20 protein-coding genes are annotated in these 21,959 nt (G+C 68.7%); 6 read left to right on the top strand and 14 right to left on the bottom strand.

Annotated features, from left to right (window positions below; translation table 11 throughout):
- Nucleotides 1–18 precede the first annotated feature (18 nt).
- Nucleotides 19–1,491 (bottom strand): NAD-dependent succinate-semialdehyde dehydrogenase, encoded by a 1,473-nt coding sequence (locus tag OHB24_RS27775; protein ID WP_327633791.1) that lies wholly within the window; start codon nt 1,489–1,491, stop codon nt 19–21.
- Nucleotides 1,492–1,571: 80 nt separating this feature from the next.
- Here OHB24_RS27775 and OHB24_RS27770 point away from each other — a divergent pair, with 80 nt between their 5' ends.
- A complete protein-coding gene (locus OHB24_RS27770) occupies nt 1,572–2,825 on the top strand; it encodes an aspartate aminotransferase family protein (protein ID WP_327633790.1) in 1,254 nt (417 codons plus the stop codon).
- An 88-nt stretch (nt 2,826–2,913) separates the two neighbouring features.
- On the opposite strand, the gene OHB24_RS27765 is transcribed toward OHB24_RS27770, so the two are convergent.
- Together OHB24_RS27765 and OHB24_RS27760 are read right to left on the bottom strand one after the other, a co-directional pair.
- Entirely contained in the window at nt 2,914–4,347 is a 1,434-nt protein-coding gene (locus OHB24_RS27765; RefSeq protein ID WP_327633789.1) for an MFS transporter, read from the bottom strand.
- A 189-nt stretch (nt 4,348–4,536) separates the two neighbouring features.
- Nucleotides 4,537–5,247 carry a TetR/AcrR family transcriptional regulator gene (locus OHB24_RS27760; RefSeq protein WP_327633788.1) on the bottom strand — a complete coding sequence of 237 codons (711 nt, stop codon included), beginning with the start codon at nt 5,245–5,247 and terminating at the stop codon, nt 4,537–4,539.
- A gap of 103 nt (nt 5,248–5,350) precedes the next feature.
- Between OHB24_RS27760 and OHB24_RS27755 the strand changes: the two genes are divergently transcribed.
- Nucleotides 5,351–6,802, top strand: coding sequence for a DHA2 family efflux MFS transporter permease subunit (locus OHB24_RS27755; protein WP_327633787.1), 1,452 nt, complete (start codon nt 5,351–5,353; stop codon nt 6,800–6,802).
- Nucleotides 6,803–6,883: 81 nt separating this feature from the next.
- On the opposite strand, the gene OHB24_RS27750 is transcribed toward OHB24_RS27755, so the two are convergent.
- Complete coding sequence (locus OHB24_RS27750) at nt 6,884–7,240, bottom strand: HesB/IscA family protein (protein WP_130380162.1); 357 nt, start codon at nt 7,238–7,240, stop codon at nt 6,884–6,886.
- Between the two features lie 147 nt (nt 7,241–7,387).
- Complete coding sequence (locus OHB24_RS27745; RefSeq protein WP_327633786.1) at nt 7,388–8,500, bottom strand: glycerate kinase family protein; 1,113 nt, start codon at nt 8,498–8,500, stop codon at nt 7,388–7,390.
- 417 nt (nt 8,501–8,917) lie between these two features.
- Between OHB24_RS27745 and OHB24_RS27740 the strand changes: the two genes are divergently transcribed.
- From OHB24_RS27740 to nfi, 3 genes are all read left to right on the top strand, one after another.
- Nucleotides 8,918–10,153, top strand: coding sequence for an IS110 family transposase (locus OHB24_RS27740; RefSeq protein WP_327633785.1), 1,236 nt, complete (start codon nt 8,918–8,920; stop codon nt 10,151–10,153).
- 87 nt (nt 10,154–10,240) lie between these two features.
- The gene (locus tag OHB24_RS27735) at nt 10,241–10,636 is read left to right on the top strand and encodes a VOC family protein (protein ID WP_327633784.1); all 396 of its coding nucleotides are present in this window, start codon (nt 10,241–10,243) and stop codon (nt 10,634–10,636) included.
- Nucleotides 10,603–11,292: a deoxyribonuclease V gene (nfi, locus tag OHB24_RS27730; protein WP_327633783.1), complete on the top strand. Its 690-nt coding sequence runs from the start codon at nt 10,603–10,605 to the stop codon at nt 11,290–11,292. The genes OHB24_RS27735 and nfi overlap by 34 nt, the downstream gene beginning before the upstream one ends.
- A 10-nt stretch (nt 11,293–11,302) precedes the next feature.
- Here the strand turns inward: nfi and OHB24_RS27725 are convergent, their stop codons facing one another.
- From OHB24_RS27725 to OHB24_RS27690, 8 genes are all read right to left on the bottom strand, one after another.
- Nucleotides 11,303–12,016, bottom strand: coding sequence for an SRPBCC family protein (locus OHB24_RS27725; protein ID WP_327633782.1), 714 nt, complete (start codon nt 12,014–12,016; stop codon nt 11,303–11,305).
- The gene (locus OHB24_RS27720) at nt 12,013–12,867 is read right to left on the bottom strand and encodes an FAD binding domain-containing protein (RefSeq protein ID WP_327633781.1); all 855 of its coding nucleotides are present in this window, start codon (nt 12,865–12,867) and stop codon (nt 12,013–12,015) included. The genes OHB24_RS27725 and OHB24_RS27720 overlap by 4 nt, the downstream gene beginning before the upstream one ends.
- On the bottom strand, nt 12,864–15,248 hold the full coding sequence (locus OHB24_RS27715) for a xanthine dehydrogenase family protein molybdopterin-binding subunit (protein WP_327633780.1): 2,385 nt from the start codon (nt 15,246–15,248) through the stop codon (nt 12,864–12,866). The genes OHB24_RS27720 and OHB24_RS27715 overlap by 4 nt, the downstream gene beginning before the upstream one ends.
- Nucleotides 15,245–15,736, bottom strand: a complete 492-nt coding sequence (locus tag OHB24_RS27710; RefSeq protein WP_327633779.1) for a (2Fe-2S)-binding protein — start codon at nt 15,734–15,736, stop codon at nt 15,245–15,247. The genes OHB24_RS27715 and OHB24_RS27710 overlap by 4 nt, the downstream gene beginning before the upstream one ends.
- A 76-nt stretch (nt 15,737–15,812) precedes the next feature.
- Nucleotides 15,813–16,934, bottom strand: a complete 1,122-nt coding sequence (locus OHB24_RS27705) for an XdhC/CoxI family protein (RefSeq protein WP_327633778.1) — start codon at nt 16,932–16,934, stop codon at nt 15,813–15,815.
- On the bottom strand, nt 16,927–18,015 hold the full coding sequence (locus OHB24_RS27700) for a vWA domain-containing protein (protein WP_327633777.1): 1,089 nt from the start codon (nt 18,013–18,015) through the stop codon (nt 16,927–16,929). Before OHB24_RS27700 ends, OHB24_RS27705 begins: the two co-directional genes overlap by 8 nt.
- A 7-nt stretch (nt 18,016–18,022) precedes the next feature.
- Nucleotides 18,023–18,913, bottom strand: a complete 891-nt coding sequence (locus OHB24_RS27695) for an AAA family ATPase (RefSeq protein WP_442913925.1) — start codon at nt 18,911–18,913, stop codon at nt 18,023–18,025.
- 23 nt (nt 18,914–18,936) lie between these two features.
- Complete coding sequence (locus OHB24_RS27690) at nt 18,937–19,512, bottom strand: nucleotidyltransferase family protein (protein ID WP_327633776.1); 576 nt, start codon at nt 19,510–19,512, stop codon at nt 18,937–18,939.
- Nucleotides 19,513–19,594: 82 nt separating this feature from the next.
- Between OHB24_RS27690 and nadA the strand changes: the two genes are divergently transcribed.
- Complete coding sequence (nadA, locus tag OHB24_RS27685) at nt 19,595–20,776, top strand: quinolinate synthase NadA (RefSeq protein ID WP_327633775.1); 1,182 nt, start codon at nt 19,595–19,597, stop codon at nt 20,774–20,776.
- A 137-nt stretch (nt 20,777–20,913) separates the two neighbouring features.
- On the opposite strand, the gene OHB24_RS27680 is transcribed toward nadA, so the two are convergent.
- Nucleotides 20,914–21,861 (bottom strand): type IV toxin-antitoxin system AbiEi family antitoxin domain-containing protein, encoded by a 948-nt coding sequence (locus OHB24_RS27680; protein ID WP_327633774.1) that lies wholly within the window; start codon nt 21,859–21,861, stop codon nt 20,914–20,916.
- Nucleotides 21,862–21,959: the final 98 nt, after the last annotated feature.

The following is a 21,959-nucleotide window of genomic DNA, read 5'->3' as shown; positions in this document are numbered from 1 at the left end:
GCGTCAACCCCGGGCCCGTCAGCTGACCGCGATACCGATGTACTTCGTCTCGAGGAACTCGTCGATCCCGACCGCGCCGCCCTCGCGGCCGAGCCCGGACTGCTTCACGCCGCCGAACGGCGCGGCGGGGTTCGACACCACGCCCTGGTTCAGCCCGACCATCCCGGTCTCGATCGACTCCGCGACCCGGAGCGCCCGCCGCAGGTCGTTGGTGAACACGTAGGCGACCAGCCCGTACTCCGTGTCGTTCGCGGCCCGCACGACCTCCTCCTCGGTGCTGAACGGCGTCAGCGGGGCGACCGGCCCGAAGATCTCCTGATCGGCCATCGCCGCCTCCCGCGGTACGCCGGTCAGCACGGTCGGCGGGTAGAAGTACCCGTTGCCCGCGGCAACCTCTCCCCCGGTGAGCACGGTCGCGCCGCGGCCGACCGCGTCCGCCACCAGCGACCGCACCTTCTCCCGGCCGGCCTCGTCGATCAGCGGGCCGACGTTCACGCCCGGTTCGGTACCGCGGCCGACGGTCAGCTCGCCCATCCGCTCCGCGAGCCGGCGCCCGAACTCGTCGATCACCGACTCGTGCACGAAGATCCGGTTGGCCGCCGTACAGGCCTCGCCCATGTTCCGCATCTTCGCCGCGATCGCGCCGGTCACCGCCTCGTCGAGGTCCGCGTCCTCGAAGACCACGAACGGCGCGTTGCCGCCCAGCTCGAGGGACGTCCGCAGCACCTTCTCCGCGCACTGCTCGAGCAGGATCCGGCCGACCCGCGTGGACCCGGTGAACGACAGCTTCCGCGCCAGCCCGGACCGGATCAGCGGCTCCATCACGCCGCCGGCGTCCATCGCGGTGACGCAGTTGACGGCTCCCGCGGGTACGCCGGCCTCGGCCAGGATCCCCATCAGCGCCAGCATCGACAGCGGCGTCTGGTGGGCGGGCTTGATGACGCTCGTACAGCCGGCCGCGATCGCCGGGCCGAGCTTGCGGGTCCCCATCGCCATCGGGAAGTTCCACGGGGTGATCAGCAGGCACGGGCCGACCGGCTGCTTGGTGATCAGGAAGCGCGCGTTCCCGGCCGGCGCGGTCTGGTACCCGCCGTCGATCCGGACCGCCTCGCCCGCGAAGTGCCGGAAGAACTCGGCCGCGTACGCGATCTCGCCGCGCGCCTCCGCCAGCGGTTTGCCCATCTCCAGCGTCATCAGCAACGCGAGATCGTCGACGCGTTGCATCAACAGCTCGTACGCCGTCATCAGCATGTCGGACCGTTCGCGTGGCGACGTACGGGCGAAGTCCGGCTGCGCGGCGACGGCCGCCTCGAGTGCGGCCCGACCGTCCGCCGGTGAGGCGTCGGCGACCGCGCACAGCACCTCGCCGGTCGACGGATCGACCACGTCGAACGTCGTGCCACGGGTCGCGTCGGTCCACTTCCCGTCGATGAACAACCGCTTCTCGACGGCTTCGACCACCCTCGATTCGTCCACCCTCGACTGGTCCATCTGCACCCCTTCACCGGCCTCGACAGCTGAGATAGGCTGATTGTCGACAATCTACCATCCGACGACTGGAGGGGAAGTCCGTGGCAGAGCTCTCGCAGATCCTCAAGCAGGCGACCGGCGTGGTCGCCGCCCGCGGTGAGGGCGTCCAACTGTTCGACGAGGACGACCGCAGGTATCTGGATTTCACCGCCGGCATCGGCGTCACGTCGACCGGGCACTGCCATCCGCGAGTGGTCGCGGCCGCCCAGGAGCAGGTCGGCCGGATCATCCATGCGCAGTACACGACGGTGATGCATCGGCCGCTGCTCACGCTGGTGGACCGGCTCGGCGAGGTCCTCCCCCGGCACCTCGACCGGATGTTCTTCGCGAACTCCGGCAGCGAGGCGATCGAGGCGGCACTGCGACTCACCCGCCAGGCGACCGGCCGGCCGAACGTGATCGTGTTCCACGGCGGCTTCCACGGCCGGACCGTGGCGGCGGCCACGATGACCACGTCCGGGACCAAGTTCCGCTCCGGTTTCAGCCCGTTGATGGCCGGCGTCCACGTGTCACCGTTCCCGGACCCCGGCCACTTCGGCTGGCCCGTGGAGCAGGCGACCGACTTCGCGCTCAGCCAACTGGACTACGTCCTGCAGACGTTGAGCACGCCGGCCGACACCGCGGCGTTCTTCGTGGAGCCGGTGCTCGGCGAGGGCGGCTACGTACCGGCGAACGAGCGGTTCTTCGCGGGCCTTCGCGAGCGCGCCGACGCGCACGGGATCCTGCTCGTGGTGGACGAAGTACAGACCGGTTTCGGGCGCACCGGGAAGTTCTGGGGCGGGGACCACTTCGGTTCGCATCCGGACGTTCTGGTCACCGCGAAGGGGCTCGCGTCCGGCTTCCCGTTGTCCGCGATCGCCGCGTCGTCGGAGCTGATGGAGAAGGCGTGGCCCGGCTCCCAGGGCGGCACGTACGGCGCGAACGCGGTGGCCTGTGCGGCGGCGCTGGCGACGCTGGACGTGATCCAGGACGAGGGTCTCGTGCAGAACTCCGCGGACCGTGGCGCTCAGCTCAAGCAGGCGCTGCAACTGGTCGCGGACAAGCACGAGCAGATCACCGACGTCCGCGGGCTCGGGCTGATGATCGGCAACGAGTTCCGCGACGCGGACGGGAAGCCGGACCCGGCGACGGCGGCCGCGGTGCAGCAGGAGGCCGCGCGACGAGGGCTGCTCCTGCTCACGTGCGGCGCGTGGGGTCAGGTTGTCCGATTCATCCCCGCGCTGGTCGTGTCTCCCGACGAGATCGATGAGGCCGCGGGGCTCTGGTCCGACGCAGTCACCTCCGTCCTCGACTGAGGGCGGTTGGCGGGGTCGGATCCGCGCTTTCCGGAAACTTTTTCGCGCTGGTTGGCGAATTGTTTCCGGAAAGCGCGGATCCGCGGCGTCAGGCCTTGGCGTGGGCCGGTTCGAGGGCGACCGGCGGCGGGGCGTCCTCTGTACCCGGGATCTCGGTGCCGTTCAGCGGGCAACGTGACGTCTCGGGGACCTTGGCGAGTGCGATCGCACCGACGACGCAGGCCGCCATCATGTAGTACGCCGGCACCAGCGAGTCACCCAGCTTCGCCGTCAGCCAGTCGTTGACCGCGGGCGCCGTACCGCCGAACAGCGACGTCGACACGTTGTACGCGATCGCGAATCCGGCGTACCGGACGTGCGTCGGGAACATCGCCGGGAACGTCGCCGAGATCGTCGCCAGCTGCGGCACGTACAGCAGACCGAGGACCGCGAAGCCGATGATCGCGCCGGCCACGTTCGTCCCCATCAGCATGAACATCGGTACGCCGAACACGAACAAGCCGGCCAGCGACGCCCACCACAGCGGTTTTCGCCCGATCCGGTCCGATGCGCGTCCGGCGAACGGGACGAAGATCATCATTGTCAACATTCCGATGATCGGCACGATCAGCGATTCGTCCGCGCTCAGGCCGATCTCCTTCTCCAGGTACGTCGGCATGTACGTGAGCAGCGTGTAGTTCACGACGTTCAACGCGATGACCATGCCGCCGAGCCGAAGGATCGGGACCCAGTAGCCGGCCAGCAGGTCCTTGAACTGGGTCGTGGTCTCCTGCTCCTTCTGGCCCTTCGCCTCGAGCTCGCGGAACACCGGCGTGTCCTCCAGCCGGGACCGGAGGTAGACGCCGACCAGACCGAGCGGCGCAGCAACAAGGAACGGCAGCCGCCAGCCCCACGCGTGCATCGCATCGTCGCCGAGCACCAGCGAGAAGCCCAGCATCAGCAACGCACCGAGTGAGAAGCCGGCCAGGGTGCCGAACTCCAGGAAGCTGCCGAGGAACCCGCGCTTGCGGCTCGGCGCGTACTCGGCCATGAAGGTCGCGGCGCCGCCGTACTCGCCACCGGTCGAGAAGCCCTGGACCATCCGCAGCAGGACCAGCAGGATCGGCGCCCAGATCCCGATCGTGTCGTACGAGGGGACCAGACCGGCGAGCAGTGTCGCGCCGGACATCATCAGGATCGTGATCGCCAGCACGTGCTTGCGGCCGAGCCGGTCGCCGAGCGGGCCCCAGACCAGCCCGCCGAGCGGGCGGACCAGGAACGAGACGGCGAACGTCATCAGCGCCAGCAGAGTCTGGCTCTCGGTGTCGCCCGGGAAGATCGCGGCCGAGATGTACGTCACGCCGTAGGCGTAGATGCCGTAGTCGAACCACTCGGTTGCGTTCCCGATCGCCGAGGCGGCTATCGCTTTCCTGAGTACGCCGGGCGGCTGCTCCTGTTCCGTCGTGGTCACGGGCGGCCGGTCCTGGGCGCGTTCACCCTGCGGGGGCTGAGCACTCTCGGGCGGCTGGGTCTCGGAGTCCACGGTTTCCTCCTGTCGTCATACGGCCTCACCCGAGTGCCCACCCGTAGACAATCCACACGCCCCACGGGATCAGGTCGTAGTTTTGTTGACAATCCGAAGGTTAGCCATGTGCAATCGTGAACCACAAGCGATCACTACCGCTCGATCACGCCAAATCGATCAATCCCGCTCAACGCCGCCCAGTGGCGTTCAGTGGCGCTCGGCGAGCGAGGCGAGACCGGCGGTGATCACCGAGATGCCGAACTCGAACCGGTCATCACCGTCGGCGCCGGCGGTCAGCGGGCCCGCGAGCGCCATCATCAGCGGGAACCGGTCGGCCGGCAGCGAGGCGAAGTAGGACCGCAACCCGTCGAGGAACCGCTCGAGATCCTCCGGGCTCCACTGGTCCGCACGCTGCACGTTCTCCTCGAACGCCACCGCGGTCACGTACAGCGGGATCAGGTCGACGGCCCACGCGGCAGCCTGATCCGACAGACCGCCGGCCTTGAGGATGCCGAGCAGACACTCGGACGTCTCCAGCGCCGCCTCCCCCAGCGGGATGCCGCCGATCGCGGCGCGTGCCACACCGGGCATCGACCGCATCGCGCGCAGCATCTCGCGCATCGCTTCCTTCAGTTGCTCCTGCCAGCGCTCGGGGTCCGGCGGCGAGGGGAAGTTCATCGCCTGCGCGGCCCGGTCGACCAGGAGCTGATCGAGCTCCTTCTTGTTGGCGACATGCGCGTACAGCGAGGCGGGACCGGTCTGCAGTTCCTGCGCGATCTTGCGCATCGAAACCGCCTCGTAGCCCTGGTCGATCATCATCCGCAGCGCAGTGTCGACAATCCGCTCCCGGTTCAGCGGCTCCTTGGCCGGACGCACGGGCTTGGCGGGACTGATCGGCTGCCACGGCGATTGGGTCATGCGAACCACTGTAGCGAACGCCGTACTTGACGGGAACACTGTTCGAGCGTAGAACAGTGTTCGTCAACGAACACCGTTCGCATCTATCGTAGAGGAGCCACCGATGAGCGCCACCGCCGTACAGAACTCACCCGACACCACGACGACCCCGCGCGGTACGCCGTACCGCTGGCGCTGGCTCGTGGTCGCCACCGTCCTGGTCGCCGAGATCATGGATCTTGTCGACGCGACGATCGTCAACATTGCCGCTCCGTCGATCCGGGCCGATCTCGGCGGCTCCGAATCGGCCATGCAGTGGATGCTGGCCGGCTACACGCTGGCCTTCGCGATCGGCCTGGTCACCTTCGGCCGGCTCGGCGACCTGGTCGGCCGCCGGCGGCTGTTCGTGATCGGCGCTCTCGGGTTCACGATCGCGTCCGCGGTCTGCGGGCTGGCCACCAGCCCGGAACTGCTGATCGGCAGCCGGGTCGCGCAGGGCCTGCTCGGCGCCGTGATGATCCCGCAGGGATTCGCGATCCTGAAGTCGATCTTCCCGGCCGAAGAGCTCGGCAAGGCGTTCGCGATGTTCGGCCCGGTGATGGGGCTGTCGGCGGTCGCGGGCCCGATCCTGGCCGGCGTACTGATCGACGCGAACTGGTTCGACGCCGGCTGGCGGACGATCTTCTTCATCAACGTCCCGATCGGGATCGCCGCCCTCGCCGGCGCGCTGCGCTTCATGCCCGAGGTCAAGACTGCAGGCGCGTCCCGGCTGGACGCGATCGGCGTGATCCTGGTCGGCCTCGCCTCCGGCCTCCTGATCTACCCGCTGGTGCAGGGCCGCGAGCTCGGCTGGCCGTTGTGGACAATCCTGATGTTGACCTCCTCGATCGTGGTCTTCGCCCTGTTCGGATGGCGGGAGCGCCGATCCGGCAACCCGGTCATCGACCCGTCCCTGTTCCGCAACCGCGGGTACGTCGCCGGCCTCGGCGTGATCACCACGTTCTTCCTCGCGATGAACGGCTTCATGCTGGTCTTCAACCTGTTCACCCAGCTCGGCCTGCACTACAGCCCACTGAAAGCCGGCCTCGCGATGGTGCCGTTCTCACTCGGGATCGCGATCGGCGCGCCGCTGTCCGCCGGCTTGCTCGCCCCGAAACTCGGCCGCAAGGCACTGCAACTGGGCATCGCGGTGATGACGGTCGCGATGGTGGGCGTGTGGTTCACCCTTCACACGTACGGCGACGCGACCACGATCTGGAACCTGGTCCCGGCGACGCTGGCCACCGGCATCGGCGCCGGCATGGTGTTCGCGCCGCTGTTCGACATCATCCTGGCGTCGATCGACGACCAGGCCGCTGGGTCGGCGTCCGGCGTACTGACCGCCATGCAGCAGTACGGCGGTGCGATCGGCGTCGCCGTGATCGGCACCGTCTTCTTCCAGCTCCTGCCGACCCACGCGTTCCTAGGCGCGACCAAAACCTCGGTCCTGGTCGCGATCGGACTGTTCGTCGTCAGCCTCGCCGTGTCGTACCTACTCCCGAAGCGCGCCCGCGAGGAGAGCGTCAGTCACGGCTGACGGGCCCTCCTCGGACATGCCGAAGCCCCTGGTCGCCATGTGGGCGCCAGGGGCTTCTGGCCTAGCTCAGTTACTCAGGGCTCAGTTGAACGAGTCGCCGCAGGCGCAGGAGCCGGTGGCGTTCGGGTTGTCGATGGTGAAGCCCTGCTTCTCGATGCTGTCGACGAAGTCGATCGACGCGCCCTTCAGGTACGGAGCGCTCATCCGGTCAGTGACAACACTCACACCACCGAAGTCGGCCACCACGTCGCCGTCGAGCTGACGCTCGTCGAAGAACAGCTGGTACCGCAGCCCGGAGCACCCACCCGGCTGCACGGCGACCCGCAGCGCGAGGTCGTCGCGGCCTTCCTGGTCGAGCAGCGCCTTCACCTTGGCGGCGGCCCCGTCGGTGAGGAGAACACCCGTGGCGACGGCCTGCTCGGTCTGCGCTTCAGTCATTCCTGACTCCAGTCATCTGCTCAAGTGCCGACGTACAGCTCGTCGGCACGGAAGTCTCTTGTCAACACAGGCCAACACCACCCGGCCCACGCTCATTCCCATGGTCGCACACCAATTTCGCAGATCAACTACCCAGTCACGAGGTGGTCACCGCGCCCAGGTGCGGGCGACACGCTCCGCGACCGCGGCCAGCGAGCCGTGCGGGTCCGCGAACGCCTTCTCCTCGCCGACCGCGTCGACCAGCGAGTACGCCGACTCGACGCCCATCGTCCGCATCTCGCGGGAGCCGATCAGGACCTTCCCGGCCAGGACGACGCAGGGGCGCATCGCGTCGTTCGCGACCTTCGCAACGCCCGCGATCACCTTGCCGTCGCGGGACTGGAAGTCGAACGCGCCCTCACCGCTGAGGACCAGATCGACCTGCGCCGCCTTCTGCTTGAGTCCGGTCAGCTCCGCCACCAGATCAATGCCGGAGACCCGCTCGGCGCCGAGCAGCAACAGCGCGTAACCGAGCCCGCCCGCGGCACCCGCGCCCTTCTTGTCGGCGGTCTTTCGGTCGGCCAGGTCCGCGAAATGGGTCAGCCAGCCGTCGACCTCGGGCTTGCGCTCGTCCGAGATCCCCTTCTGCGCCCCGAACACATTCGTCGCGCCGCGGAGCCCGAGCATCGGGTTCTCCACATCACTGGCGGCGATGAACTCGACCCCAGCGACCCGCTCGCGAGCCGGCCCCAGATCCACGGCCTCCAGCCCAGCCAGCCCCGCAGCCCCAGCATCCAACCGCCCGACACCAGCCGTCGCATCCGGTTGTGCGGTTGCTCCGAGGGCGGCGAGGAGGCCGGCGCCGGCGTCATTGGTGCCGGAGCCGCCGAGGCCGAGGATGATCCGCTTCGCACCGGCTTCGACGGCCGCGGTGATCAGTTGCCCGACCCCGTACGTGCTCGCGTCCTCGGGGCGCCGCTGCTTCGGCTCCACCAGGTGCAACCCGCACGCCTGCGCGGTCTCGACGTACGCCGTCTCCCCCGCCAGCAGCACCGTCGCGGGAGTCTCCTCACCGAGCGGCCCGCGCACCGTGACCGACAGCAGCTTCCCGTCGACCACCGCGGACAGTACGTCGATGAACCCCGGACCGCCGTCGGCCATCGGCGCGACCAGCACCTCGGCATCCGGGTCCCGGCGCCGCCACCCTTCCTCGATGGCCGCCGCAGCCTCCACAGCTGTCAACGTCCCCGCGAACTTGTCCGGCGCAATCAGAATCCGCATGCGCACATCCTCCCTCACCGCGCCTGCCGGCCGGGCACCCGTCCAAGTCAGCCGCCGTGCTTGGCGGGCCTTACGACAGGACGTAGTCCTCTACGTACACGGCACCGCCCGCCTGAGCAGCCCGCAAACCCACGGCGATCACCGGATACCTCCTAATGGGTGTTATCGGGTCGGTCGGTGACAGACTCGGTGTTTGTAGCTGCTGGTGAGTGAGCACTCATACCTCCTGGGCTTTGAGCCCTGTGGACAGAGCGTGCCCTTGCTGGTGGTCAGGAGGCGTGAATGGCTGATGGGGTGTCGTGCCCAGCACTGCGGGTTGGTGGTGTGAGCACTGATCCATTAGGGCGCCGAGGTCTCCTGCCGGCTGCTGGTTCTACTCATGCGGGTCATGCGGGTGTGTGACGGGAGAACTGCATCGTGTTGTTCGTTGGTGACGACTGGGCCGAAGACCACCATGACCTCGAGGTCCAAGACGATCAGGGCCGGGTGCTGGCCCGGAAACGGGTCACCGACGGCATTGCGGGGGTGGTCGGGTTCCACGAACTGGTTGCGGAGTTCCTGGGCGATGACGACGGCCCGGGCCAGGTGATGGCGGGGATCGAGACCGACCGGGGATCGTGGGTTGGTGCGTTGATCGCGGCGGGCTATGCGGTGTTCGGGGTGAATCCGAAACTGGCGGCTCGGCATCGGGAGGTGATCTCGCTGTCGGGTGCCAAGGACGACAAGACCGACGCGCACACGCTGGCCGACATGGTCCGGACCCGGCGCCATCAGCTACGCCGGGTCGAGCCTGACTCGCAGGTGGCGGCCGGGGTGAAGGTGCTGGCCCGGGCGCATCAGGGGCTGATCCAGGAGCAGACCCGGCACATGCTGCGGCTGCGGTCAGCGCTTCGGGAGTACTTCCCGGCCGCGTTGAGCGCCTACCAGCTGGGTTCGTTGACGTTGACCAGCTCCGACGTGCTGGCGTTGCTGGACAAGGCCCCCACACCGGCGGCAGCAGCGAAACTGACCATCGCCCAGATCACCGCGGCACTGAAAACCGCCGGCCGGCGCGGTGACGTCCCGGCCCGCGCTGCCGCGATCCAGGCCGCGCTGCGCACCGAACACCTCGGCCAGCCCGACCTGGTCGCCGACGCCTACGCCATCACGATCCGTTCCACGATCGCGATCCTGCAGACCCTGAACACCCAGATCCCGGCCCTGCAGAACGGCGTTGAGGCCTATTTTGGCCAGCACCCGGACGCTGAGATCTACCGCAGCCAGCCCGGCCTCGGAAAGATCCTCGGCGCCCGGGTGCTCGCAGAGTTCGGCGACGCCCCCGGCCGCTACACCGACGCGAAAGCCCGCAAGAACTACGCCGGCACCGCCCCCATCACCCGCCAATCCGGCAAGCTGAAAACCGTCCACGCCCGGTTCATCCACAACAACCGGCTCATCAACGCGCTCGGCCTGCAAGCCAACGCCGCCGTCTTGCACGACCCCCACGTCCGCGCCTACTACGACCAGCTCCGCGCCAGAGGCCTCGGCCACCACGCCGCCCTCCGCCAGATCGCCAACCGACTCACCGGCATCCTCCACGGCTGCCTCAAAACCCACACCACCTACAACCCCCACACAGCCTGGGCCCACCGCACCACAACCACCGCCGCTTGACACCCTTAACACCAGGGGTGTCTGTCCTTAGCGCTCAGGGCGCACGCTGATTGACGTGCCCGGACGAGGGCAGTTGGATCGTTCGGCATGAAGACAATCCTCTTCGCGGTCCGCGTGAGTGACCTGGAGCGTTCGCTCGCCTTCTACACCGCCGTCGGATATCTCACCCTCTCGACGATCCCGTTCGAGGACGGCTCCAGCCTGATCTGGCTCCGGTTGCCGGACGAGCCGTCGGTGTCGCTCGAACTCGTCCACCGCCCCGCGGACGGCCCGGTCGAGATCGGCGGGTTCGCGCACTTCGCGATCGAGGTCGACTCGCTCGGCGAAACCATCGAGCGGATGACCGCCGCGGGCCTGCAGCCGGGCGAGCCCGAACTGCCAGGCGGTCCCGACGGGCCCAAGATCTCCTGGCTGGTCGACCCCGACGGTTACCGCATCGAGCTGGTCGAATGGCCCCCGAGCGGCGCGCCGACCTTTCCGTGACCAACCCGAGTTGGCCCAGCACGCCCGCCGAGGCGATCGCTGTCCAGGAAGAACTCCGCGGGCTGGTCGATCCCAGCGACACCGGCGAACCACCGCGGTACGTTGCCGGGCTGGACGTCGCGTACGACGAAGACCGCCTGGCGGCTGCTGTCGTCGTGCTGGACCTGGAGACGCTCGACGAGGTGGAGCGGGCGGTGGTGCACGGCGAGACGACGTTCCCGTACGTGCCGGGGTTGTTCGCGTTCCGCGAGGTGCCGGCGTTGCTTGCGGCGCTGGAGCAGCTCGGAACGACGCCGGAGCTGCTCGTGTGCGACGGGCATGGGCTCGCGCATCCGCGGCGGTTCGGGTTGGCGTGCCATCTCGGCGTACTGACGAGGATCCCGGCGATCGGCGCCGCGAAGACGACCTTCGTCGGGTCGCATGGGGAACTCGCGCAGGAACGCGGGGCGACGGCTGAGCTCGTCGACGGTGGCGAGGTGGTGGGGGCGGCGGTGCGGACGCAGGACGGGGTCAAGCCGGTGTACGTGTCTGTCGGGCATCGGGTGAGTTTGCAGACCGCGATCGATCACGTGCTGCGGTTGACGCCGCGGTATCGGTTGCCGGAGACGACCCGACTCGCGGATCGGGCTTGCCGGGAAGGATTGTTGGATGGTTGACAACAACCTGTTAGCGGCGGAACAGGCGGCGGAGAACGAGGGCTAGTACCGCGCCGATCAGGTACGGCGCCGCGCGACGGGCGAGCATCGGAAGCAGAGTGTTTCCGAGATCCAGCACGACCTCGTCAGCCTCACCGGAGTCCGCCGAAGCAGACGTCGACGCCGAAGAGCCGTGCGTCGAGCCTCCGCTGGCGGATGCCGAAGTCGTGGGGCTAGCGGTGCTAGCGGATGTGGAGGCCGTAGAGCTAGCAGTGCTAGCGGGCGCGGTTGGGTTGGGGGCGGTGTCCAGTTTGGTTTTTAGGCAGGTGGTGAATTGGTCGAGGAGTTTGTTGGAGACGTCCTGGATCAGGCCGCGGCCGAACTGGGCGGGGCGGCCGGTGATGGTCAGGTCGGTGTCGACGACGACCTCGGTGGACCCGTCCGCGGTGCCGGCCAGCCGGGCGGTCACCCGTGCGCTCGCCGTACCGTTGCCTCTGCGGTCCTTGCCCTTGGCCTCGATCACCGCGTGATGACCCGCCTCGTCGCGCTCGACGAAGGTGCCGGTGCCCGAGTACTGCAGCGACACCGGCCCGAGCTTCACCTTGCACGAGCCGGTGAAGTCGTCACCCTCGTACGACGCCAGGGTGGCGCCGGGAAAACACGGCACCACCCGTTCGAGGTCGTTGAACGCCGCCCAGGTCTGCTCGACAGGCGCCGGTACGACGAACTTGTGCTCGAGCTTCACGCGGTACCAGCCGCAGCCAGGACCGCGCGTCGGGTGAGCACCGTCGCGAGATGCCGGCGGTAGTCGGCGTCACCGTTGATGTCGCTCACCGGAGACGTCCCGTCCGCCGCTCGCGCCGCGGCCTCCCGTACGGCGTCGGCGGTCGCGGGCTGCCCGACGAGAGCCGCCTCGACCGCAGTCGCCCGTACCGGTGTCGGACCCATGTTGCCGAGCCCGACCCGCGCCTCCGCGATCGAGTCGCCGTCCAGCCGCACCGCCGCCGCGACCGACACGATCGACCAGCCCTGCGCGACCCGGTTGAACTTCTCGTAGTGCGCACCCCACCCGGTGTACTTCGGCACCCGCACCTCGACGAGCAACTCGTCCTCGCCGAGCGCAGTACTGAACACGCCCTCGAAGAACTCCGAAGCAGGCACGGTACGTCGGCCGTCGCGGCCCGCGATCACGAACGACGCGTCCAGCGCCACCGCGACCGCAGGCAGATCTGCCGCCGGATCCGCATGGGCCAGCGACCCGCCGAACGTGCCGCGATGCCGGATCTGCGGATCGCCGACCGTTGCCGTGGCCAGCGCGATCAGCCGCGCGTGCTCGGCCACCAGTGGATCCGACTCGACCACGCTGTGCGGGGTCATGGCGCCGATCACCAGGGCGTCGCCGTCGTCCCGCACACCGCGCAGATCGTCGATCTTCTGAATGTCGACAATCACCTCAGGCGCCGCCAGCCGCAACCGCAGCGCCGGCATCAGGCTCTGCCCGCCCGCCAGCACCTTCGCGTCGGAGTGCTCGCGCAGCAACGCCAGCGCCTCGTCGACCGTCGCGGGTGCGAAGTACTCGAACGCCGCCGGGATCATGACCGGCTCCCTTCCTGGATGGCGGTCCACACGCGGTACGGCGTACACGGCATCGGCACGTCCGTGACGCCGAGCGGTCGGAGAGCGTCGACAATCGCATTGACGACAGCCGGCGTCGACGCGATGGTCCCGGCCTCGCCGACACCCTTCACACCCAGCTGGTTCGTCGTCGCGGGCGTCTCGGTCCGCGCCGTCTCGAAGCTCGGCAGATCAGGTGCCGCCGGCAACGTGTACTGGTCGAACGACCCGGTGATCAGCGTTCCGGAGTCGTCGTGCACCGCTTCCTCGTACAGCGCCTGCGCGATGCCCTGCGCGAGACCGCCGTGCACCTGCCCCTCGACGATCATCGGGTTCACCACAACCCCGACGTCGTCGACGCAGACGTACGACCGGATCTTCGTCGCACCGGTCTCGGTGTCGACCTCGACCGCGCACAGGTGCGTGCCGTGCGGGAACGAGAAGTCGTCCGGGTCGAGGGTCGCGTCGGCGTCCAGGCACCCTTCGGCCGAACCGTCGAGCTTGTGCCCCTGGAAGACGGCGAACGCGAGCTCGGCCATCGTCATCCCGGCGTCGGTCCCGCGCACGCCGTACCGCCCGCCGCTGAAGTCGAGGTCGTCCGCGTTCGCCTCGAGCAGTTGCGCCGCGATCGGCTTCGCCTTCTCGATCACCTTGTCCGCGGCGGCCAGCACCGCCATGCCGCCGACCGCCAGCGACCGCGATCCGTAGGTGTCGAGTCCGCGTACGGCGACCTGAGTGTCACCGTGCAGTACTTCGACATCCTCGAACGCGACGCCCAGCCTGTCCGCGACCAGCTGGCTCCACGCGGTCTCGTGTCCCTGACCGTGCGGACTCGTCCCGGTGACCACCTCGACCTTTCCGGTCGGCAGCATCCGGATCGCAGCGTGCTCCCAGCCGCCGCCGACGTACCCCATCGATCCGAGCCACCGCGACGGGGCCAGGCCGCACATCTCGGTGAACGTCGAGATCCCGATCCCGAGTTGCATCGGGTCGCCGGACTCGCGCCGCTTGCGTTGCTCGGCCCGCAGGTCGTCGTACCCGAACAGCTCGCGCGCCTTCGCGGTCGCGGCCTCGTAGTTGCCGGAGTCGTACCGCAGCCCGGACACCGTCGAGAATGGGAACTCCTCGTGCTTGATCCAGTTCCGCTCGCGGATCTCGAGTGCGTCGACGCCGACGCGGGCGGCGAGCTCGTCCATCACCCGCTCGATCGCGTACGTCGCTTCGGGCCGGCCGGCGCCGCGGTACGCATCGGTCCACGTCTTGTTCGTGAACACGTTGGTGATGCCGAGGTGGTATGACGGGAACTTGTAGATCCCGTTGTACATGAACGCGCCGAGCAGCGGGATCGCTGACGTGACCAGGCCGAGGTACGCGCCCATGTCGGCGATCAGCTCGACCTTCAGGCCGGTGACCGTGCCGTCGGCGTTCGCGGCCAGCGTGACCTGCTGCCACTGGTCCCGGCCGTGGTGTGCGGCCATCAACGACTCGGACCTGGATTCGGTGTACTTACAGGGCTTTCCGGTACGCCGGGCCGCGATGACCGTGAGTACTTCCTCCGGGGTGAACTGCAGCTTGCCGCCGAATCCGCCGCCGACGTCCGGCGCGATCACCCGGATCTTGTGCTCCGGGATGCCGAGCACGAGCGCGATGAAGATCTTCACGAAATGCGGTACCTGGGTCGACGACCAGACTGTCATCTGTTCAGTTGTCGGATCGACGACAATCGACCGCGGCTCCATGAACGCCGGAATCAGCCGCTGCTGCCGGAACTCCTCCTCGATCACGATGCCGCCGTCGCGCGCGGCCGCGATCGCCGCCTCGACGTCGCCGCCGGTGCCGGACTCGGCCGAGTCGTACGACCACACCGCGGACACGTTCGTCCCGAGATCCGGATGCGCGATCACCTCGTCGCGAGCCGCGGCCTTCAGTTCGAGGGCGGGTACGAGCTCGTCGTAGTCGACGTCGACGAGGTCGGCGGCGTCGTTCGCCTCGGCCGCCGTACGGGCGACGACCATCGCGACGATCTCACCGGCGAACGCGACGTGGTCGACGGCCATCGACGGGTGGACGGGCGCCTTCTGGTCGGGGATGACGGCCCACGCGTTCGGCAGCGCGCCCTGCTCGTCGGCGATGTCGGCACCGGTGATCACGGCGACCACCCCGGACGACGCCTTGGCCGCCTCGGTGTCGATCGCGGTGATCCGGGCGTGCGCGAACGGGCTGCGCACCATCGCGATGTGCTGCAGGCCGGGCAGCACGATGTTGTCGGTCCAGCGGGTCCGGCCGGTGATCAGCCGGGCGTCCTCCTTGCGCCGGCGCGAGCTGCCGACCTCTGTCGCCGGGCGTTCCTCGGTGGCGGTCATTGCGCACCTCCGGCCGCGCTGGGCTGAGGTGCTGCCGCCGCTGCGGCTTGGACGGCCTTGACGATGTTCTGGTAGCCGGTGCAGCGGCAGAGGTTGCCCTCGAGCCCGAGCCGGATGTCGTCGTCGCTCGGATTCGGATTGTCTGCAATCAGATCGATGGATTGCATGATCATGCCTGGTGTGCAGTATCCGCACTGCAGGGCGTGGTTCTCGTGGAACGCCTGCTGCATCGGGTGCAGCTCGCCGTTCGTCGCGAGGCCTTCGATGGTGGTGATCTCATGACCGTCGGCCTGGACCGCGAGCAACGAGCAGGACTTCACACTCCGCCCGTCCAGGTGGACCGTACAGGCACCGCAGTTGCCGGTGTCGCAACCGACCACGGTGCCCGTCTTCCCCAGTTGCTCGCGCAGGTACAGCACGAGCAGCGTGCGCGGCTCCACTTCGTCAGTGAAGCTGCTTCCGTCGACCTTGACCGTGATCCGGGTCATCGCCCCGCCCTCCAGATGTCAGCAATCGCCGTACGTTTGATCCTGCTCCTGTTGTGATGTAGACCACAAGGGTCGATCAGTGGTGGATCGGCCCCGCTGCCGCGGACAGTCGTTGCCCGGCGCCACCCCAGCGCTGGGCGATGATCTCGGCGGCGATGCTCACCGCGGTCTCCTCCGGCGTCCGTGCGCCGAGGTCGAGACCGATCGGACTCGAGAGCCGCGCCACCTCGTCCTCGGTCAGCCCGGCTTCCCGCAACCGCTTCAGCCGGTCGTCGTGCGTGCGCCGCGATCCCATCGCACCGATGTACGCGACCTGCGGCAGGCGCAACGCGACCTCCAGCAGCGGTACGTCGAACTTCGGGTCATGCGTCAGTACGCAGATCACCGTCCGGTCGTCGATCCGGCCGGCCGTCGCCTCGCCCGACAGGTACCGGTGCGGCCAGTCGACAATCACCTCGTCGGCAAAGGGAAAACGGGAGGCGGTCGCGAACACCGCGCGCGCATCGCACACCGTCACCCGGTAGCCGAGGAACGCACCGAGCCGTCCAACCGCCGCTGCGAAGTCGATCGCCCCGAAGACCAGCAACCGCGGCACCGGCGCGTACGACGACACGAAAACCCGCATCCCCTCGCCCCGCCGCTGCCCGTCCGGCCCGTACTCCAACGTCTCCGACCGCCCATTCGCCAACAACCCCCGCGCATCGTCAAGCACCGCATCATCAGCCCGATCCGACCCAAGACCACCTACTGCCGACTGACCTTCGGGGCGGACGATCAGGCGGCGGCCGATCCTCTTCGGGTCGGGGTGTGCGACGACCGTGGCGACCGCGACCGGGCGGCCCTCGGCGATGTCCGTCGCGACCTCCGCCAGTTCCGGGAACGACATACGGTCGACCTTCTCGACGAACACGTCGATGATGCCTCCGCACGTCAGCCCGACCGCGAACGCCGACTCGTCGCTCACGCCGTACCGCTGCAGCACGGGCTCCCCCGACCCCAGGATCTCCTCGCCGAGCTGGTACACCGCGCCCTCGACGCAGCCGCCCGACACGCTCCCGACCACCTCGAGCTCAGGACCGACCAGCATCACCGCACCCGGTGGCCGCGGCGCCGAGTCGAACGTCGCGACAACGGTGCCGACGGCAACCGATTCGCCGGCCTGCCACCAGGCCAGCAACCGGTCGAGGACGTCACGCATCCGCCACCACCTCCAGAAGTTCGGCGAAGCTGGCCAGGCTGTGCCCGGCAACGAGGTCGTCCAGGTGCGGCAGTACGGCGACGATCCCGGCCTGCACCGGCTCGTACCCGCGCTTGCCGCGATGCGGATTCAGCCACACCACGCGATGCGCCAACCCCGCCAGCCGCTGCAGTTGCGCACCGAGCAACGACGCGTCACCGCGCTCCCACCCGTCACTGCACACCACGACGACGGCGCGCCGCGCCGTACCGCGTTGACCCCAGCGATCGAGGAACACCTTCAGCACCTCACCCAGCCGCGTCCCACCCGACCAGTCCGGTACGACGTCTCCCGCCAACCGCAACGCGAACTCGGCATCGCGGTGCCGCAGCGCCGTGGTGACGCGCGTGAGCCGGGTGCCGATGGTGAAGACCTCCACCCACCGCGGCGCCTGCTGGACCATCACGTGCGCGAGCCGCAGCAGGCTGTCGGCGTACGGGCGCATGGAGCCGGAGACGTCGATCAGTACGACGACGCGCCGCGGCCGGACGCCCCGGCGGCGGTAGCGGACGCGGCCTGGTTCGCCGACCTGGCGCAGTTGGGCGCGCAGCGTGCGGCGCGGGTCGATCTCGCCGCGATGGGACGGGCGGCGACGGTTCGCGCGGCGGATCGGGGTCCGCGGGCGGAGGGTGCCGAAGAGGCGCGCGAGTTCGGCGCGGTCGGCGGCGGACAGTTCGGCGACGTCGCGGTGCCTGAGGACTTCCGCCGTACTGGCGGAGACGTTGAGAGTGTGATCACCCTCGGCCTCGTCGGTGCCCTCGCCGAGGTTGGCCTGGACGGACGGTTGTGGGGTACGGCTCGGGACGACGCCGCGCGACCGGTCGCCGGTGAACCAGGCCGCGAACACCTCGTCATACCTCGCGGTGTCGTCAGGACCGCTGCAGAGGGCGGCTCGGCCGGCCCAGTACACGTCCGCGGTCAGAGTGACGTCGAGAGCGGCAACCGCCTGCAGGAAGAGCTGCACCCGATCGGCCGTCACCGCAAGCCCCGCATGCCGAAGCGCAGTGGCAAACCCCGCGAGCGCAAGATCCGGAGCTGCCATCGGTCGCTCAGCTCGCCAGGAGCCGGTCGAGGGATTCGCGGACGCGGTCGGTGTCCTCGCGATACTTGAGCACCGCGCCGAGGGTCGCGGCCGCCGTCTCGACGTCGAGGGCGTCGGCGCCGAGCACATCGAGGGCGCGCGCCCAGTCGAGGGTCTCCGCGACACCCGGCGGTTTGAGCAGGTCGAGGTCGCGCATCCGCTGCACCGACCGAGTGACCTGCTCGGCAAGCCGCGCGGACACCCCGGGCAGCCGGGTCCGGACGATCTCGATCTCACGAGCCAGACCCGGATGGTCGATCCAGTGGTACAGGCACCGGCGCTTGAGCGCGTCGTGCACCTCGCGGGTCCGGTTCGAGGTGAGTACGACGATCGGCGGCACCTCAGCGGTGATCGTGCCGAGCTCCGGGATCGTCACCTCGTACGTCGACAGCACCTCGAGCAGGAACGCCTCGAACTCGTCGTCGGCCCGGTCGATCTCGTCGACCAGCAGTACGGCGGGACTTTCGCGGAGCGCCCGCAGTACCGGACGGGACAGCAGGAACCGCTCGTCGAAAAGGCTCTTCTCCACCTCTTCGACCGCCGCCTCGGAGCTCGTCGCCTCGACTGTGCGCAGATGCAGGATCTGGCGCGGAAAGTCCCAGTCGTAGAGCGCCTGCGACGCGTCGATGCCCTCGTAACACTGCAGCCGGATCAGGTTCAGGTCGAGCGCCTCGGCGATGGCGCCCGCGAGCGAGGTCTTGCCGGTGCCCGGCTCGCCTTCCAGCAGCAACGGGCGATGCAGAGCGAGCGCGAGATACCCGACCGTGGCCAAGCCCTCATTGGCTAGATACCCGGTCGCCCGCAGACACTCGGCCAGCTCAGCCGCCGAGCCGACGGCACTCACTCCTTCAGCATTCACCTACTTCCCACCGTTGCCAACCCTCACCCGTGCCCCGGCGGCAGCTCCCCCACCGTGTCGACGTCCGCCCCGTCACCAACATCCGCGCACTCCACCAACGCCACGTTGTGTTCCCGCAAGTACCCCCGAGCCCCCTCGTCACCCCGCGCCGACGCGATCACGCCGTCCCAGTGGTCCCGCCCAATCACCACCGGATGCCCCGGCACACCGTCGTACGTCGCCCGCACCAGAGCGTCCGCACCAGCGCCATCGGCAACCCGCCGTACAGCGGTCGCCGTCAACCCCGGCACATCCACCGTCACCACGACCACTGCCTCCGACAACCTGCTGGTTGAGCGGAGACCGCTGCGGAGAGACGCCCCCATCCCCTCATCCCAATCGGCTGCCTCGACAACCTCGACCGGCTCGTCGGACAGTTCGGCACGCACCTGATCCGCAGCTGCTCCGACGACCACCACGACCGGTGAGCACCCTGCGTCGGTGAGTAGGCGGGCGGTGCGGGCGGCCCAGGTGACTCCGTCGGCGTCGCGGATGAGGGCTTTCGGCGTACCCATCCGACGCCCCGCGCCGGCGGCCAGGACCAAGCCTGCGATCTTCACATCAGGAGCGTACTGATTTCACACTCTGAGCAGTGAGGTGTGCCACGTGGCGTACCGCGATGGGCGTGCGACGATATCTGACGTGACGACGATCGCAGACGGCTCGAAGTCCCTTCCGTTGCTGTTCCTCGGGCAGAACACCGACCCGCACTCCGAGCGCGGTGTCGAGTGCCCGGGCGCGCTCCCGCCGGCGTCCGACCCGGACCTGGTCGAGCGGGCGCTGAAGGCGAAGGCAGCGCTCGGTGACCAGGTCTTCGTGCTCGGGCATCACTACCAGCGCGACGAGGTGATCCAGTTCGCGGACGTCACCGGTGACTCGTTCAAGCTCGCCCGCGACGCGGCGGCCCGCCCGGACGCGCCGTACATCGTGTTCTGCGGTGTGCACTTCATGGCCGAGTCCGCGGACATCCTCACCAACGACGACCAGACGGTGATCCTGCCGGACCTCGCGGCCGGCTGCTCGATGGCCGACATGGCGCGCATCCAGCAGGTCGAGGCCGCCTGGGACGCGCTCGCCGACGCCGGCGTCGCGGACGTGACGGTGCCGGTCACGTACATGAACTCCAGCGCCGACATCAAGGCGTTCTGCGGCCGCAACGGCGGCGTCGTGTGTACGTCGAGCAACGCAGAGACCGCGCTGAACTGGGCGTTCGAGCAGGGCGAGAAGGTGCTCTTCCTCCCGGATCAGCACCTCGGCCGCAACACCGCCGTACTGCAGCTGGGTCTGTCGCTCGACGACTGCGTCGTGTACGACCCGCACAAGCCGAGCGGCGGCCTGACCCGCGAGCAGCTCGCGGCCGCCAAGATGATCCTGTGGCGCGGGCACTGCTCGGTGCACGGCCGCTTCACCCCCGAGTCCGTCGACGACGTCCGCTCGCGGGTCCCCGGCGTGAACGTGATCGTGCACCCCGAGTGCCGCCACGAGGTGGTCGCGAAGGCGGATCAGGTGGGCTCCACGGAGTACATCATCAACGCACTGGAAGCCGCCGAACCCGGTACGTCGTGGGCCGTCGGCACCGAACTCAACCTGGTCCAGCGCCTCGCGAAGCAGCACACCGACAAGAACATCGTCTTCCTCGACAAGACGGTCTGCTACTGCGCCACCATGAACCGCATCGACCTCCCGCACCTCGTCTGGGCCCTGGAAAACCTGGTAGCCGGCCACGCCGTCAACCCGATCAAGGTAGACGCCGACACCCAGCACTACGCCAAGGCAGCCCTCGACCAAATGCTCGCCCTCCCCGGCAAAACCGCCCGCGACTGACCCCACGCCCCCTCCGCGTTCGAGGGGATATCCGTCCGAACGCAGGGTTCTCTACTCGTACAAGAGGGGAGAACCCGGCACTTGCGCGGATATCCCCTCGAACGACGGACCGGGCGGGTCCGGTGGGCAGGTCGGTGTCAGGCGGCCTGGCCGGCCTGGGCGAAGGCTTGCCGCAGGGTCGTTGCGAGCCGCATCGGATGCTCGAGGTCCGTCCAGTCGGTCCGGACCACTGCGAGCCCCCGCGCCCGCAGCCGATCCTCGCGGCGCTTCTCCTGGATCAGCACCTCCGGAGATCCCCCGCCGTACTTGAGCAGCCCGTCGAACTCCACCACCAGGTTGTACGCCGGGAAGTAGAAATCGACCCGCCCGATGAGCCCATGGCTGTCGTGGAACTCGACCTGCAGAACCGGCTCGGGGAACCCGTGTTCGTGTAGGAAGACCCGCAGACGCGATTCGCCGACGGACTCGGAGAGCTTGGTGCCGAAGCGCAGGGCCGCCCGTGCTGTGGTGCTCCCGGGCCAGAACTCGATCAGTTCCAGCAGTCGCCGTACACCCTCCGCACCCAGGTCGTCCGCCCGGAGAGCCGCGTCGATGTTCACGACAGCCTGCTCGAACGACGCCGTACACGCGGACTCGACCGCCGCGCGCGACGCGCTCGTCGCCAACCGTCCCGCGACCACCGTCAGGTCATCCTGGATCGGCTTGGCGACGTGGTGCTGAACGCCGGCGACGACGCCACCGGCCAGCCCGTCCAACCGGCTGACATGCACACGCTCCAGGCCCAGGCCCCACACCGGCAGGTCGTGGAGCACGAGTGACGACTGGTGGCTGACGGCAACGGAGCCCGATCGCAACGAGTTCATCACCGCGTGGATCTCCTGGCGATGTTTCCACCGGATCCGTTCCCAGCTCTGGAGCGCCGAGAGGTCGACGTTCTCGGCGTACTGGCCACGCCGGATCCGCACCCACCGGCCGTCCTTCAGGTGGCGGAAGATCTGGTCGGCGGAGCAGCCGCACAACAGCGCCTGGCGGCGACTGAAGACGCCGCCCTGCTGCTCCGCGATCCCTTTGAGCCGTAGATTCACCCACCAAGCATCCCCCGGCCACCGCCTCCCGCGGCCTACCATCCGCAATCCTGTGGATATCCGTTCGAACAGATATCCCCTCGCGCGTGGGGTTCTCT

This window comes from Kribbella sp. NBC_00482 (assembly GCF_036013725.1).
GTDB lineage: Bacteria > Actinomycetota > Actinomycetes > Propionibacteriales > Kribbellaceae > Kribbella.
The sequence above is the reverse complement of the archived record's forward strand: the minus strand, read 5'-3'. Positions and strand labels throughout refer to the sequence as shown.

Excerpts from the sequence above, each read along its gene's own strand:
- OHB24_RS27745 (WP_327633786.1), bottom strand. The coding sequence starts at position 8,500 with ATGCGGATTCTGATTGCGCCGGACAAGTTCGCGGGGACGTTGACAGCT.
- nfi (WP_327633783.1), top strand. The coding sequence starts at position 10,603 with ATGGCCCCCGAGCGGCGCGCCGACCTTTCCGTGACCAACCCGAGTTGG.
- OHB24_RS27710 (WP_327633779.1), bottom strand. The coding sequence starts at position 15,736 with ATGACCCGGATCACGGTCAAGGTCGACGGAAGCAGCTTCACTGACGAA.
- OHB24_RS27775 (WP_327633791.1), bottom strand. The coding sequence starts at position 1,491 with ATGGACCAGTCGAGGGTGGACGAATCGAGGGTGGTCGAAGCCGTCGAG.
- OHB24_RS27715 (WP_327633780.1), bottom strand. The coding sequence starts at position 15,248 with ATGACCGCCACCGAGGAACGCCCGGCGACAGAGGTCGGCAGCTCGCGC.
- OHB24_RS27750 (WP_130380162.1), bottom strand. The coding sequence starts at position 7,240 with ATGACTGAAGCGCAGACCGAGCAGGCCGTCGCCACGGGTGTTCTCCTC.
- OHB24_RS27700 (WP_327633777.1), bottom strand. The coding sequence starts at position 18,015 with ATGGCAGCTCCGGATCTTGCGCTCGCGGGGTTTGCCACTGCGCTTCGG.
- OHB24_RS27755 (WP_327633787.1), top strand. The coding sequence starts at position 5,351 with ATGAGCGCCACCGCCGTACAGAACTCACCCGACACCACGACGACCCCG.
- OHB24_RS27760 (WP_327633788.1), bottom strand. The coding sequence starts at position 5,247 with ATGACCCAATCGCCGTGGCAGCCGATCAGTCCCGCCAAGCCCGTGCGT.
- OHB24_RS27705 (WP_327633778.1), bottom strand. The coding sequence starts at position 16,934 with ATGCGTGACGTCCTCGACCGGTTGCTGGCCTGGTGGCAGGCCGGCGAA.
- OHB24_RS27735 (WP_327633784.1), top strand. The coding sequence starts at position 10,241 with ATGAAGACAATCCTCTTCGCGGTCCGCGTGAGTGACCTGGAGCGTTCG.
- OHB24_RS27720 (WP_327633781.1), bottom strand. The coding sequence starts at position 12,867 with ATGATCCCGGCGGCGTTCGAGTACTTCGCACCCGCGACGGTCGACGAG.